The organism is Vulcanisaeta souniana JCM 11219 (genome assembly GCF_026000775.1).
Classification (GTDB): Archaea; Thermoproteota; Thermoprotei; order Thermoproteales; family Thermocladiaceae; genus Vulcanisaeta; species Vulcanisaeta souniana.
The window spans coordinates 533,425-547,917 of sequence record NZ_AP026830.1 but is presented as its reverse complement, the minus strand read 5'-3'; the positions used below and the strand labels follow the sequence as shown (position 1 = coordinate 547,917).

The 14,493-nt window shown below is 43.0% G+C and carries 16 protein-coding genes; 7 read left to right on the top strand and 9 right to left on the bottom strand.

The features are described from left to right. The first annotated feature begins 117 nt into the window (after positions 1-117). A complete protein-coding gene (locus tag Vsou_RS02920; protein ID WP_229709740.1) occupies positions 118-1,440 on the top strand; it encodes a class II fumarate hydratase in 1,323 nt (440 codons plus the stop codon). A 45-nt stretch (positions 1,441-1,485) separates the two neighbouring features. Here Vsou_RS02920 and Vsou_RS02915 read toward each other — a convergent pair whose 3' ends face one another. Further along, positions 1,486-1,944 carry a DsrE/DsrF/DrsH-like family protein gene (locus Vsou_RS02915; protein WP_188602779.1) on the bottom strand — a complete coding sequence of 153 codons (459 nt, stop codon included), beginning with the start codon at positions 1,942-1,944 and terminating at the stop codon, positions 1,486-1,488. Between the two features lie 150 nt (positions 1,945-2,094). Between Vsou_RS02915 and Vsou_RS02910 the strand changes: the two genes are divergently transcribed. The 3 genes from Vsou_RS02910 to Vsou_RS02900 all read left to right on the top strand — a co-directional run bounded on the left by Vsou_RS02910 (position 2,095) and on the right by Vsou_RS02900 (position 5,392). Beyond that, positions 2,095-2,952, top strand: coding sequence for a sulfurtransferase (locus Vsou_RS02910; protein WP_188602778.1), 858 nt, complete (start codon positions 2,095-2,097; stop codon positions 2,950-2,952). A 73-nt stretch (positions 2,953-3,025) separates the two neighbouring features. Then, positions 3,026-5,107, top strand: a complete 2,082-nt coding sequence (locus Vsou_RS02905; protein WP_188602777.1) for a thioredoxin domain-containing protein — start codon at positions 3,026-3,028, stop codon at positions 5,105-5,107. A gap of 54 nt (positions 5,108-5,161) precedes the next feature. Further along, positions 5,162-5,392, top strand: a complete 231-nt coding sequence (locus tag Vsou_RS02900) for a hypothetical protein (protein ID WP_013336470.1) — start codon at positions 5,162-5,164, stop codon at positions 5,390-5,392. On the opposite strand, the gene Vsou_RS02895 is transcribed toward Vsou_RS02900, so the two are convergent. From Vsou_RS02895 to Vsou_RS02885, 3 genes are read right to left on the bottom strand one after another with little or no spacing between them, the layout of a single operon-like run. After that, complete coding sequence (locus tag Vsou_RS02895) at positions 5,385-5,738, bottom strand: nucleotidyltransferase domain-containing protein (protein WP_054843356.1); 354 nt, start codon at positions 5,736-5,738, stop codon at positions 5,385-5,387. The genes Vsou_RS02900 and Vsou_RS02895 overlap by 8 nt on opposite strands. Beyond that, a complete protein-coding gene (locus tag Vsou_RS02890) occupies positions 5,722-6,138 on the bottom strand; it encodes a HEPN domain-containing protein (RefSeq protein WP_188602776.1) in 417 nt (138 codons plus the stop codon). The genes Vsou_RS02895 and Vsou_RS02890 overlap by 17 nt, the downstream gene beginning before the upstream one ends. A 28-nt stretch (positions 6,139-6,166) precedes the next feature. Beyond that, entirely contained in the window at positions 6,167-6,727 is a 561-nt protein-coding gene (locus tag Vsou_RS02885; RefSeq protein WP_054843420.1) for a class I SAM-dependent methyltransferase, read from the bottom strand. A 164-nt stretch (positions 6,728-6,891) separates the two neighbouring features. On the opposite strand from Vsou_RS02885, the gene tsaA reads away from it, so the two are divergent. After that, positions 6,892-7,509 carry a tRNA (N6-threonylcarbamoyladenosine(37)-N6)-methyltransferase TrmO gene (tsaA, locus tag Vsou_RS02880; protein WP_188602775.1) on the top strand — a complete coding sequence of 206 codons (618 nt, stop codon included), beginning with the start codon at positions 6,892-6,894 and terminating at the stop codon, positions 7,507-7,509. 60 nt (positions 7,510-7,569) lie between these two features. Continuing rightward, positions 7,570-8,664 carry a 4-demethylwyosine synthase TYW1 gene (gene twy1, locus Vsou_RS02875; protein ID WP_188602774.1) on the top strand — a complete coding sequence of 365 codons (1,095 nt, stop codon included), beginning with the start codon at positions 7,570-7,572 and terminating at the stop codon, positions 8,662-8,664. Positions 8,665-8,692: 28 nt separating this feature from the next. Here twy1 and Vsou_RS02870 read toward each other — a convergent pair whose 3' ends face one another. The 4 genes from Vsou_RS02870 to Vsou_RS02855 all read right to left on the bottom strand — a co-directional run bounded on the left by Vsou_RS02870 (position 8,693) and on the right by Vsou_RS02855 (position 11,157). Continuing rightward, positions 8,693-9,532 carry an alpha/beta fold hydrolase gene (locus Vsou_RS02870; protein WP_188602773.1) on the bottom strand — a complete coding sequence of 280 codons (840 nt, stop codon included), beginning with the start codon at positions 9,530-9,532 and terminating at the stop codon, positions 8,693-8,695. A gap of 436 nt (positions 9,533-9,968) precedes the next feature. Continuing rightward, on the bottom strand, positions 9,969-10,256 hold the full coding sequence (locus tag Vsou_RS02865) for a hypothetical protein (protein ID WP_054843354.1): 288 nt from the start codon (positions 10,254-10,256) through the stop codon (positions 9,969-9,971). Between the two features lie 17 nt (positions 10,257-10,273). Continuing rightward, positions 10,274-10,825 (bottom strand): hypothetical protein, encoded by a 552-nt coding sequence (locus tag Vsou_RS02860; protein WP_229709739.1) that lies wholly within the window; start codon positions 10,823-10,825, stop codon positions 10,274-10,276. A gap of 29 nt (positions 10,826-10,854) precedes the next feature. Beyond that, on the bottom strand, positions 10,855-11,157 hold the full coding sequence (locus tag Vsou_RS02855) for a ParA family protein (RefSeq protein ID WP_275129364.1): 303 nt from the start codon (positions 11,155-11,157) through the stop codon (positions 10,855-10,857). A 151-nt stretch (positions 11,158-11,308) separates the two neighbouring features. Here Vsou_RS02855 and Vsou_RS02850 point away from each other — a divergent pair, with 151 nt between their 5' ends. Further along, positions 11,309-12,148 carry a class II glutamine amidotransferase gene (locus tag Vsou_RS02850; protein ID WP_188602772.1) on the top strand — a complete coding sequence of 280 codons (840 nt, stop codon included), beginning with the start codon at positions 11,309-11,311 and terminating at the stop codon, positions 12,146-12,148. Here the strand turns inward: Vsou_RS02850 and Vsou_RS02845 are convergent. Continuing rightward, complete coding sequence (locus Vsou_RS02845) at positions 12,138-14,450, bottom strand: thermopsin (RefSeq protein ID WP_264890763.1); 2,313 nt, start codon at positions 14,448-14,450, stop codon at positions 12,138-12,140. The two genes, Vsou_RS02850 and Vsou_RS02845, sit on opposite strands and share 11 nt — an antisense overlap. Between the last annotated feature and the right edge of the window lie 43 nt (positions 14,451-14,493).

Here is a 14,493-nt window from a genome sequence, read left to right as displayed (position 1 = left end):
AATGGGTATACTTCGAAGATTTTTGTCATAGTTCATGCATTCTTAAGACATACCTTTACGGTTTAAATGCGCGAATTCAGTAATCGCATTATTAAATATATGCCTGAATGTATTATCATGGAATTTGTAAGAAAGGCGAGGGATCTCTACCTGGACACGGGTACTAGGTTTCCGCGTAGGATAATATGGGCAATGGGGCTCATTAAGTATGCCGCAGCCAAGGTTAATGTGGAGCTTGGGCTATTAAGTAGTGATGTTGGTGGTGCAATAATGAAGGTCTCCCAAGAATTAATGAGTGGTAAGTATGATAATGAAGTAGTACTTGACGTGTATCAAACAGGTTCTGGCACCGGCTTAAACATGAATATTAATGAAATCATTGCCAAGCACGCGTATTTAGATCTCGGTATTAAGGTACATCCTAACGATCACGTGAACCTTGGCCAATCATCAAATGATGTTGTACCCACGGCCATTAGGGTTGCCGCAGTTATGGAGTACGTGGAGTCATTAAGGCCTGCAATTAATGATTTAATAGTCTCACTGCGTAGGAGGATTAATGAGTTTAGCGATGCTGTTAAGCCCGGTAGAACACATCTAAGGGATGCGTTGCCAATAACCCTCGGTCAGGAATTATCTGGCTACCTAGATGCGTTTCTACGTGACGTTCAATTACTCGATTACGTCATTAATTTCGTTAAGGGGTTGCCAATCGGCGGTACCGCGGTCGGTACTGGCTTTAATACACATCCAAATTTTGGTGATGAGGTTATTAAGGTAATTAATGAGGTGAGTGGGCTGGATTTCATAAAGGTTAACCCATTCATGTCCATGAAATTACTCACCGATTTGGTAATGCTATCAGGTGCAATTAGGGTATTGTCACTGGACCTTCACAGGTTTGGTCAGGATATTAGGTTAATGTTTTCGGGACCGTTTACAGGCCTTAATGAGGTAGATATACCTACACAGAGCGAGGTTGCTGGGTCTAGCATAATGCCTGGTAAGACCAACCCAGTTACCGTGGAGTCCCTCCTCCAGGCCATAGCGCAGATATTGGGCCTTGATAAGTCAATCGAGTATGCCTCAATGCTTGGGGAGTTTGAGTTGAGCATGGGTATACCGGTCATTGGCTATGACATAATCATGGAGATGAGCATCCTAAGTAATGGGATTAGAAAGTTCGCAGAACTTGTGATTGATAGGTTAGTCCCCAATATAGATGTCATGCGTAAATACGCCGAGAGATCACTAGCCTTAATAACAATGATCACGCCCATGATAGGTTATGAGAAAGCTACCGAATTAAGTAGGGAATTAATGATGGGTCGTAGCATTAGGGATGTGCTTAAGGAGTTGGGATTTAGCGACAATGAGATTGATAGTATCCTTAACCTTAAGGAATTAACGAGACCTGGGTTTAAGGTACAACGCAAGTAGAACGGTAATGATTTTAATTAAGTAATATTCAATGATCAATCTGTCTCATAGATACAGTATTGGTCCTCCATAGGCCTCCTCAAGGAAGGACTCCGCACCCCTAATCTCATCCACTATATCAACTAAATCCTCCTTTCTTATGTTATAGAGTTGCGCGGCAAGTGGGCATGCATATATTTTGAATTTATCGCCATAAATTGACTTAAGTTCCTTTATGTATGAGTACCAGTCCTTAAACTCGCCCTTCTCCACGGCGCTCTTTAAATTCCTTAAGTACGTCTCTATGTAAGGGACGTACATTGCCGGCCCCATTGTCACGCCTAAGTCCTGGGTATTCAGCCTTGGCAGTACATCCTTCCTAAAGGCGACCAAACCCTCATTAACCAAGTGAACAACGACCTTATAGCCGGCCGCCAGTGCCGCTGCGCCATAAATCACCAGGCAACAGATCCTATTTGCGGCGCCCGATGCGAATACAATACCCAATTTCCTCTCCTCAGCCATTAATCACATAATTATACAGAATTTAATATATTAGTGCTAATTATGCATTTTTTGCGCATTTTTAATTTATTTATATTCTTATTTATATAAATATATGCAAAAAATGCATTCATAATTCGTACTTATAAGGCATAATACCATTGCATTGTCGTGGAACCATTAATCGAAGCCCATGAACTGCTAAGGGCTTTTGGAACCGATGCAAATCCGTTTATTTCTAATTCCCCTATTGCGGTTGAGGTGAATGAGAACCCAAGGGTTGGATACCTTAGTTGGCACATACCAAAATCTATGTTGTTAAACCTTTATAGTGATTTGCTATATGGTGTGGGTATTATCAAGGGATATTATGAATTAATGGTTGATTTAGTAACTAGGGGTATTGCCAGGGAAAGACATGTGGTTCTTCTTGATGAGATTGATAATAGGCACTCCGCGATAGCCTACATGGTATTTAAAGCCCTTGGATTTAGGCACGTGTCAATACTTAACGGCAGTAAAATAAGCTGGTTGATACATAAGGGCCCTCTATGCACTTGCAATGGCCATGCGTATAAAGGTAGTTTTGATCCAAGGAATTGGCTAAATATTACCGTCAATTTCAAGGATTACTTCGTTAATTTCGATCAAGTATACGAGCTAGTCACTAATAACAATATTGGCAGTAATACACTACTTATTGATACCAGGTCTCCCTGTGAGTACATAGGTGATGACATGGATATTTGGGGCCACATACCGGGCGCCATTAACATGCCCTGGAACCTATTCCTCGAACCCCAAACCAATAGGTTTAGGGATCATGATGAGATTAGGAAGGTGGTTGATAATTACGGGCTTTCACCAAGTGACGACATAATACTTTACTGCAGGACTGGTGGTAGGTCAGCCCTCGTGTGGTTTGTTTTAACCGAACTGCTCGGCTTTAGTAGGGTTAGGGTTTACCTTGGTTCCTGGCTTGACTGGTTAAATCATGGTGCTCCAATTAAGCGCGGTAAGGAACCCTAAACTACCGAGACAGTGTTAACACCTACTAAACTTAGTAAACGCCCTTTTTAATAAACTCGCATACACTGATTTAATGGACTTTGATGAGAGAATACGATGTCTTACGCAATCGCAATCGCCCTATGTACTCGAGACCCTGAACAGTCCGGTGAAGTGGTGGGGTTGGTGCGCTAAGGCCTTTGAGAGGGCCGTTAATGAGGATAAGCCATTACTAATCGATATTGGTGCTGGGTGGTGCCACTGGTGCCATGTTATGGATGAGACCACATACAAGGACCTAGAGGTTGTCCAATTAATAAATGATTACTTCATACCGATTAAGGTGGATAGGGATGAGAGACCTGACATTGATAGGAGGTACCAGGAGGCTGCATTATTAATTGCTGGGCAGGGTGGGTGGCCATTGACAGCCTTCGCAACGCCTAAGGGCGAGGTTATCTACGCCGGTACCTACTTCCCGCCCAGGGACGACATGGGCTTACCTGGTATGGTTAGGGTATTAAGGGCTGTACTTGACGCTTATAGGAGTAAGAGGGATCAGATAGGTGAATTGGTTAGGGAGATTAACAATGCAATAACAAGCTCCTATGTCTCCATTACCATTGAGGATTTAGACACTGGTGTTGTGGATGAGGTAGTGACTAAGATCATGGATATGTATGATCATGAACATGGTGGTTTTGGAATGGCGCCTAAGTTTCCCCAGGTCACGTACCACGCATTATTACTCTATAGGGGCTTTTACACGGGTAATGCCATAATCAACATTGTACGTGAAACGTTAATAGGGATGGGGAGGGGCGGTATTTATGATCAGCTGGGTGGTGGTTTCCATAGGTATTCCGTGGATAGTGATTGGTTAATGCCACACTTTGAGAAGCTGCTTATTGATAATGCTGAGCTTCTAATGAATTATTCCGAGGCATACGCCGTTACCATGGATAATGAGTTACGAGAAATTGGGGCGGGCATTATTAATTATGTTAATGGTACGTTGGCAAACCCCGACGGTGGTTACTACGCCAGTCAGGATGCCGATGCTGACTTTAGGGATGAGGGTGGTTACTATAAATGGAGTGTTGATGAGTTGAGGGGGTTGTTATCGAATGATGAGTTCAATGTTATTTATTGGTACTTCGGCGTATTTAGGTTTCAGGGTAATGAGAAAGTCGTTTTACACAGAGCATTAGGTATTGAGGAGGTCGCTAATAAGTTGGGTATTAGCATTGATATGACTAGGTCGTTGCTTAACTCCGCAATAAGTAAGATGATTAATGCAAGGAGCCAAAGAAAGAACCCTCGAATAGACACCACAATATACGCCGGCTGGTCTTCGGCCATGTCCATCGCGTATACAATGGCTAGTGATTATATGGGTATTAATGACGTAATTGAACATTCGTTAAAGACTGTCGACTTTATTATGAATAACATGTATAGAAATGATGGATTACGTAGGGCATTCAGATGCAACACTCTTTCACTACCAGGTTTACTGGAGGATTATTCCTACACGCTTCTAGCCGCGTTGGTGGCGTATAGTCATACGGGTAATAGGAAGTACCTGGAGTTCGCGATTAAGCTCGGTAATGACATAGTTGATAAGTTTAGGGCGCCAGATAGTGGTTTCTACGATACGGACATGCCCGATGAGCCAATGACGCTAAGGATAAAGCCCATTGCAGACACGCCGAATTGGAGCCCAAACTCCCTGGCGTTGATTGCTTTAATGAACCTATATAGGGTGACTGGCATTGACAAGTTCAGCAAGGAGGTTAATAACGGAATAAGGGCGTTATACTCCCTGGCAATGAGGTACGGTACTGCGACATCATCATACTTCATAGCCCTTGATTGGTACTTGAGGGATCCGCCTAAGGTGGTAATTGTTGGTGATGCCAATGACGATTTCATGAGGCTTTTAAAGACAGCATTAAGGACCTTTAGGCCAGGTAAGTTGGTGATCCCAATTATTAGTGATAGCGTCGACGACTTATTAATGGATAACTCAATAAGGGCTATGGTAAATGAATACAGGAGAAAAGGGAGCCCGTTGGCGTATGTCTGTGCATATTCCGCATGCACCACACCCATAGTTAATGAGGAGACTTTACGTAACGTACTTACTGATTTTATGCGTGATAGGTATGCATAATTATTCATACGCTAAGAAATGCTTAAATAAATACAATAAATAATATAATTATTAATGAAAAGTCAACTAGAAATCAAGAGGGAAATTAAGTGCATGGTGAATAAGGGATCACTTAAGGCGTTGGCATTATCGCAGCTCGCCTTAGCAATTATCCTAGCCCTATTTACGACAATAATCGACCCACCCCCATTAATAAACATCATAGTCGCTGCATCAGTTACGGCAATTGAAGGTGCATCTGTGGGTTACGTACTCCATTACTTAAGGCACGGCTGCTTTACCTAGAGCCATCATCAATCTCAATAACCCTACTTGATGACTCAAAATAATACCTGCCCTCATCATCGTTAACAATGTGTAGTTCTACGGGTGCATCCCAGGGAAGGCCGTAGACATCCATAGCCCTAATGAGAATGTCCCTATAAAGCCTCCCCTTATTCACGGTGACTCCTCCTGGTATGATTATTAGTATGTCTATGTCACTAAGGACCGTAGTCCTACCCTCGGCGACCCCACCAATGACAAAAACCCTAACACCCGGTATTAAGTCCCTGGCAGCCCTCATAACCGCCACTGCATACTCTCTCCACCTCCTTAAGTGCTCGAAGTGGTACCTAACCCAACTTGACATTACTAACAACCCTATCTAACAATCTTATTAATTCCTTAGCCACATTAAGTGCTTTAGATATATCATCAATGTCATAGCTAATTTCACCATACCTACCCTCGGTGTACGCCTCCTCAAGCATTATCAGTATATCCCTATTATAAACCACAAAATCCCTCAACTCACGCACTAATTCACTAAAGCCCTGGGACCCAAGTCCCTTAGTTAACACGCCGATCAATTCCCTAATGCCATGACCCCTAACCTTAGACCCTAACAACTCAAAATAAACAGCCTTTATGTAAAGTTGAATTGCTTGTTCTATGAGGAACATGGCTAAATCAAAATCATCAGTACCCTCGGCAATGCGAAGTGCGTTCAAGGCTCTTCTCTTTAATTTACTAACATATAAGCCGCTCATGCATTTGCTGAGTCTATGCCGTAATTAATTACTTTAACTTCTTACCAATGGCTATTATTAGTGGAAACGATCTAATGAAATTAACGTTAAAGTAGGGAGTCAATACATTCACCAAGCATCTTTCACTGCATGAATGGCTTCCCAATGTCCCAATTCTATCTGCATTGGCCTCAGCGACAATGAACACGGAGTCAGACCTTAATGAGTCATAGACATTCCTAATAGATGATGCATGGTCACCCCAGTGATGTAGTGTGAACATGGCTACGGCAGCGTCAAACCTACCCGGCTTAGTTGGTATTGCCCAACTCCCCGCATTTACAAAATCAGGTCTCCAAAACCTCCTGGCCTGCCTAAGCATTGGTAGACTTACATCAACGCCAACCACGTGGTAACCACGATTACTCAATATATTGGCTAGTCTCCCTGTGCCAGGTCCCACCTCAAGTATCTTCGCTGGCGGCTTCACAAGCCTATTAAGGATATTTGCCGTCAGCCTATAACTCCATATTAGCAATACGTCGAAGAACCTATACATCCTCGCAAACCTTTCATCGAATTGCTCAAAATAGCCGTAATTACTAACCATCACTATTACGTACAAGCCCCAGCTAAATTACTAACGCGTTATGTCATTGCCCGTGATAACTATATGGAGTACTACATTGTTAATGCAATTCTACGATATACGGTGCTTGTAATTCTTCACATAATGAAATAATGCTTAAAGTGGCGCGTATCAACTATGGTTTTGTGGATATTAAGGAGGTCATAAGCACAATTAAGAAGAATGGATTGTTAAGTGCCCTAATAATTGAATTACTTAGGGATAATGACGCCTATAATGAATTATCCAGGTACTTCGTGGTGAGTAATGGAGGGTTATTCTTGAGACCAATTGGTATTGTTAGACATGGACTCAGTGATGATGCGGTGAGGGCGTCTAGTACGGGTGTTGATGGTGTTATTGAGGTTTTTGAGGAGTTTGTTGATGGTTTGAGGAACATTGACGGCTTCTCACACATAATACTGATCTCACTATTTAATAAAGTCACCAGGGAGCAGCGGAACGTCCTCATGATTAAGCCCAGGAGACTTGTGAAGTTTGGGATAAGCCTCGATGAATTACCCGAGGTTGGCGTATTCGCGTCCGACTCGCCACACAGGCCAAACCCCATTGGCCTTAGTATTGTTAGGCTTGTTGGTAGGGATGGCAGGTTCCTCAGGGTTTCTGGGCTTGACCTGTTTGATGGTACGCCGATACTGGACATTAAGCCATACACGCCCGATAGGTCCGTTAGCATTAGCGAATTAACCACGCCGACCTGGTACTTCGCGCTTTGGAGAAGGATTGGTGGTGGCATTATTTAGCTAAATTAATGACTAGATAAAAGTTTATATTCTAAATTAGGACATAATGGCTTGATAATAATGGAGAAAATTGAGCAGACAGTAAGGGAGTCGCTGAAGTATCACATTATTAGTGAGGTTAATGGCAGGATTAGGATACGGATCACTGACGAGACAAAGGCAAGACTGATAAAGGCTAGTTACGGCATATACAACCATTCAACGGTCGAGCTATGCCACTGGACAAAGAGTGCCCTAGTTAAGGGACAGAGCTGCTATAAGTTTAAGTTCTATGGGGCACCGGCAGGTGGCTCCCACAGGTGTGCCGAGTTTAGCCCAGTTGGCATGATATGCAGTAATAGATGCGTATATTGCTGGAGGCCAACGGATTCCTTTGACTCTCTCATACCCACTACGGATTTGGTTGATGACCCTGAGGAGCTTATCCAGGGAGTCTTAAGGGAGAGGTATAGGTTGTTAACGGGTTATTTCGGTAATCCAAAGTCCAAGGAGAGGGCTAAGGAAGCCTTGGTACCGACGCACTGGTCGATATCCTTGTCCGGAGAGCCGACGCTTTACCCAAAACTTCCGCAATTGGTTAAGTATCTCAAGAGCCTCCCAAATACTAAATCAGTCTTCATAGTCACTAATGGCGAGCATCCTGAAATGCTCGAGAGATTACAGCAAGAAGGCACATTGCCAACGCAGTTATACCTATCGTGCAATGCGCCAAGTAAGGAATTATTCTATAGAATTAATGTGCCAGTCATGCGTAGGGAGGATGCTTGGGAGAGGTGGTTGAGGAGCCTTGAATTGCTTAGTAAGTTGAACACGAGGACCGTGATCAGGATAACCCTAATCAGGAGCCTAAACTATGACTTCAAGTACGTACCTGAATTCGCAAAACTGATGCTAATTGGAAACCCACACTTCATCGAGGTTAAGTCCTACATGCACCTAGGCCACTCAACCTTCAGATTGACAAGAAATGACATGCTCAAGCATGAGGAGGTTAGGGAGTGGGCCATGAGGCTCCTTGAGGATATTAATAGGCTTGGTGGTGATTTCAGGTACATGGATGAGGATGAGCCGAGTAGGATAGTGGTTCTTCAGAACATGAGTAGGTATATAGATAGATGGATTGTTAAGCCGGAGGATCAGGTAAAGATTAGGTGATTTTTACGGAAATAAAAGAAGCAAAGAATCATGTATAAGTCACTCTTTCCTCACGCTTAACATGCTCACTGAATCTACCGGAATTCACAAGCTCAATATGACGAATAACCTGCTCATTATACTCACTGGGCCTTTCGATATACACTGCATGGCCAGCATCCGGGAAAACGACAAACCTTGAGTTCGGGATTCCATTGAATAACTTCCTCCCGTTCTCAATGGGTATTAGCCTATCGGCCTCCCCGTGAATAATCGTAGTGGGCACCTGAATTTCACTAAGTCTGGGCGTTAAGTCTGCACCCATGGCCTCCAACTGAGCCACGTACGCCTCCTTGGGCATCCTCCTGTTAAAGAATAACCTGGTTAATTCATGGAAGACCTGCTCATTCCCACTAATCCAACCCTCACTAAAGGCCACCTGTAATGCACCGGTGAACATGTTGAAGTTATCATAAAGCTTAATAGCCATCTCGGTGAACTGCCTAAGCTCAGGGGTTATTTCTAGGTGGGGCATTGTTGAGGAGAGTATCAGGGACTTGACAACATCGCCATGTCTAAGCACGAAGTCCTGGGCAATCATACCACCCATAGAGAAACCAAGCAGGTGAATGGACCTAAACCCCAACTCGCTAACAACGGCATATGCGTCATCAGCCATGGAATCCAGGGAATACGGGCCACTGGGCTTATCGGAAAGGCCCACACCCCTATTATCAATGAGGACAAGCCTAAACCTATAACCCAGCTCCCATTGGAAATGCCAGGCGGTTAAGTCCCAACTAAAACCCTGAACCAAAACCAGCGGCTCACCCCTACCAATTACCTCGTAGTAAATCTTAGTACCATCACCGGATATTACATATGGCATATTGAAATAATGATTTATCAAAATAATTAAGTATTCACATTACTTACTATATATAATTTACATAAGCCATAAAAATAAGACAATAACACAACCACGATAATAAATAATATTAAGTGACATATGTGATATAAATATTTTTATATTCATTAACAACAAATCTATATAGTTTACTTCATTAGTAATTGAACGTTAATTAGAAATAGAATTATTACGAAAAACATGCGCGCGCCTGACCCCACTCACACACGCTATAAGTAATTCATAGTTCATAATTAATATTGGTATTGTCACATTATATTATTAATTATTTATCTATGAATTTATCTATCATATTCTATGCAACCTAGCTGTTTGCATTATTTTAATTGCCTATTCAGTTTTTAGTAGGTTGCAGTCATACCGAATGCACTTGAAGATGTAGGTTTCAATGCCCAGTTTACTGCGCGCCCAACCTTAGGAAGTTCATTAATTGGTTCAATTTGTTGTTGTCTTCATTCGTCGTTATTACTATGAGCCCTGCCCGTAATCCACCGTATTGGTAGGCTATGGCTTGCCCAATGCCATAATGTACCTTATCCTCGCACTCCACTTCATACGCAATGCCATTGCATAATAAGTCAGGTTTTACGTTAATGAAACCAAGGTTTATCGAATATTGTTCGCTACAGTTTAGTCGACGCGCAATTATTGCTATATACTCGTTTTCCTTGCATTGCCTTACCACTCTTCAACACCCACGCCTTAATGATCCACCTCCACCGGCGTCATTTCTGACACGAACTGCTTCAGCAATTTATAATACGCTTCGAACTGCTTAATGGGCTTTGTACTCTTTGAAGTACGTTTCCTTACGTATAATGGACCACTCTCTACGTATGAATCTAGAGATATCTCATCTAGGTACCTGAATCCTACGAATTCTGTGTCCTCATCACCATAATACTTATCAGGCATATCATTAGTTACTAATGGACGTACGTTCGGGAATTCTTTGCTCATGATTTCATTTACCTCATGCCAAGCCTTCATGATCTCTTGCGTTCTCATGTTAGATCTATACTGGTTGACTACGTATGATATTAGGCTTTCATAGTTCTTATTCCTTGGGATAAATATTTTCTGGTTGTACAGCATGTTCATTATCCTTCTAAGGAAGTCCACGAACTTATTAATTTCCTGAAGACCAGGCCTCGTAATAGCTACATAGAGTGGAGCCAGTGGGAATGTCATTTCGAAGAATTGATAAACCCAATTTGGTGAGTCTAGAATTATTACATCAAAGTCATACCCCATCTCCTCCATTAATTTATCAATAAGCGACCTTAGAAGTAACCCCAGTCAGGCACGTTCTTTATGTCACTACTTATTTCGTCTAAGTTACCTCCAGGTAATACGTAGAAGGCTGCGTTATTTCCCGGAATCACGTGTTGATGAAGGCACTCGTTAACTGTGGGCATACTTTTTAAGTAGCCCTTTTTATAATCAGTGAGCTTTTTCATTAGGGTCTTTAGGTTGCACTCGTCGAATGTCCTACCTAGTAATACGCGGGTTGCCATTGCCGATGGGTCGAAGTCGATGAATAATACCTTGCGTCCATCGATGGCTAGGGATGCCGCCGTGTTCACCGCCAGGGTTGTTTTCCTGCACCGCCGCTTGCTGACATGAATGCTATTGTAAACATGATAATTGTTTATTGGGCATATCTCCTAATAAGTTTTATGTTCAACTGTAAAACACAAAACATTTATTAAATTCCCATTACATAGCCCAACGGGTATGTGTAGGTTTGCCGTCGCCCTTGGTAGGTTTAATAATGCCGGCGAGACCTTGGTTGGTATTGGCAATAGCCTTGTGCAGGCAGCGTCTATGGACCCATACGGCAAGAAATTCCTCAGTGAGGAGAGGCATGAGGATGGTTGGGGAATTTTGTTCGTCAATGTTGTCTCCTCATCCGCATTCCATCATAGGAGTGTGAGGGCCATATTCATGGATAACCCCGTTAATATCATTAGGGGTTTTCTAAGTAATGTGAATAATGATGATGCGGTGCTAATGATGATACACGCCAGGGCCGCGAGCACAGGTACGCCGAAAAACATATTCTCAACGCACCCTGTTAGGGCGGTGACTAGGGATGGCTTTGAGCTCTACATGATTCATAACGGTTCCTTCCATAGGGATGACATAGCCAGGGAGGTTGGTATTGACAAGGATTACGCGGCTAGGTTTAATGATACCTACATCGCTAACCTGGCCCTCGCTAATCGTATTAAGGGCGACATCACCAAAGACGATCTTGCTTGGCTACTTAAGTTCGTGAGGACCGGGGCAAATCTGGGCATTGCATTGGTTGAGGATGGTTACGTTACGCTAATTGTCGGTAGTTATTACAAGGTTCTTGATGATGAGAGGAGGGAGACTAGGGAGGCGTATTACAGGCTTTACCAGTGCGATATCCCTGGGGGTGTGCTTTACGCCTCATCAACAGTGATTGACTTCTACAGGCCGGGTTTCGTTGGTAACTGCCGCGTACTTGGCAATGGTGAGTACCATAAGTACCGCATCTCGGCTAGTGGGGATACGCGATTGATTGATACTTGGGATTTTACGGCATAGTCCTCCTCGATCTTCTTATCAATAGGATTATTGAGACTATTATGATTACTACGACCGCATAGAGCGCTGCCGTGAGTACCCAGTTTATCGTCCATTTAATATTAATGGTCATGGGGCCGTTAACCACCAGCGTGAGGCCGGGTTCCTGAAGTAGGAGGCCGTCTGTGAATACCGTGCTTGGCCTTACTACGATTATTGAACCTGCATCTAGCCAGTTGGTGTATTGCGTAGTTGTCGTCCCGTTTATGTTTACTGGGTATTGACTTGATATGTTTATTAGGTATTGCCTTGTCCATTGGTTTATGGATAATTCCTCCGGTTCATCCACTGTAAGCGTTATTGCCGTGTTATTCCCATTGAATACATAGCGTGTTGCATTACTGAGTTGGTAGTACCTTGGTATTGTTAGTACTAATGATGATCCCTCGTTAACCCAGCCCGTGTAGTTCGTGTACGCTGAGCCATTTATGTAGATGGGCGCTGCGGATACTATGTTTACCAGGTATTGTCTCGTGTATGTTGCCGTGAATGCCATAGGTGAGTCTATTGTGAATGATAAGTTGTAGGGGTAATTAATCGTGTAGTACGGCTCGTAGTTAATTACGTAGAAGTATTGGAAGGCAAGCCTTGTTTTGTTGTTGAGCGCGTAGTATTTTGGCGCATTTATTGTGATTGTTGAGCCTGCGTTTACCCAGCCGCTGTAGTTGCTTGTTGCGTTGCCGTTTACCAGTATTGGTATTGGGCTTGTTACATTAACCATGTACTGCCTGACCCACTCAATGTCTATGCTCGTTGATCCATTAATGACTATACTAAGGCTTGCCGCGCTTAAGTACTCACTGCCATTGATTACGTAACCCTGAAGTACATACCTAGTTCCATTATTAAACACGATAATTTCTGGCTCGCCGATTTTTACTGGCGTACCAGGCGTAACTATTGATGTGTTTGTCACGCCATTAATGCTATTGTAGATGGTCAGTAGGGCGAAGTAACCCATTATGTATGTTGGTTCTTCATTACCGTTTTTTACAAACGCCATGCCTGGACCTATGGAGATCGATGATGCATTAAGTATAGACTCGGCCGTGTGCATGCCGAAATTCCACATGTATGGTATTGGGACCAGGTAATCACCGTACTTAAAGTAGAGACCCAATTCAACACCCAGGGTGTTGGCAATGGTGCATTCACTACTCCATGGACCAGCCACCACCAATTCCGCGTCGTTAAATAGCACATACCTATTAAGCAGTGGGTTGGGTGGCGACACTGTAATGCTTGCGTAGTTTGATGGTATCATTATGGTTACGTTGTCGTACCATGTTGTTGTTTGTCCGTTTATTGAGTATCCGAAGGCTGCCCATGGGTAGCCATTACTATTCAACCCAACCTTAATGACTAGGTATATTGTGAAAGGCAAAGACACCGACTGGGGCTGCTCAATGCCCCAATCGTAATAAAACACGTTACTCCCTGAGGAAGTTATTCCACCATTGCCGCTTATTAATGCAGAATTAATTACACTGGTGCTACCCGTGTCATTCCATATGTTATCAAGAACCTGGAACTGATCACTCTGAGAATTGAAACGTACAACATCCTGCAACCAATAATACTGTGTATTGCCATTGGCTGTTTGAATGAGTATAACCACGTTCAACTGAGTACTAAACCAGGTATTGCCCGGTTCGACCTCAAGTGACGGGCAGTAACTAGGCTCTGCAGTGCTTGCGTTGTATATTGTCACCTCGCCAACGAACATGTCCGTGGAATACTCATAAGCCAGCAAATTACCCTGGAGCAGTGCTAGTCCGTAATCTGCAATACCCATTGGGAAGTTAGGTCCTTCAGGGCTTGGTGATTCCGTTATTTCGTAAAGTACGAAGGCCGAGCCTTGATTATTATTATCAATGACTATGTAGTAGGTGCCGCCACCGCTGATATAGAAGGATCTTTCAATAATGCTTCCACCTGCTTCATAAATGTACGTGTATGATTGACCCGATGAGAAGGCTGAGTACTGTTCATTATTCATCAGATAAATTGATATTGATTGGTTGGACCAGACATATATATTCACGAACTGACCAGCCGAGAAGTTATACGAAAGTGGCAAATAGTAAGTAGGTAACAATATAACCATACCAGCGGTTGTATCATTAACCCCAGACTGAGCTGGGTATTTCGTTAGCCCTATGGTGGTTGGGTTTATGTAACTGAACATGCTTGGCTGCGGTTTAATAATTTCATAACCAAGCATTGACTGAGCCATTACCGAACCTATTGGCATTACAAGCATAAATAACAGGGAAATAACTGTCATGATTTTATAGTAATTATTT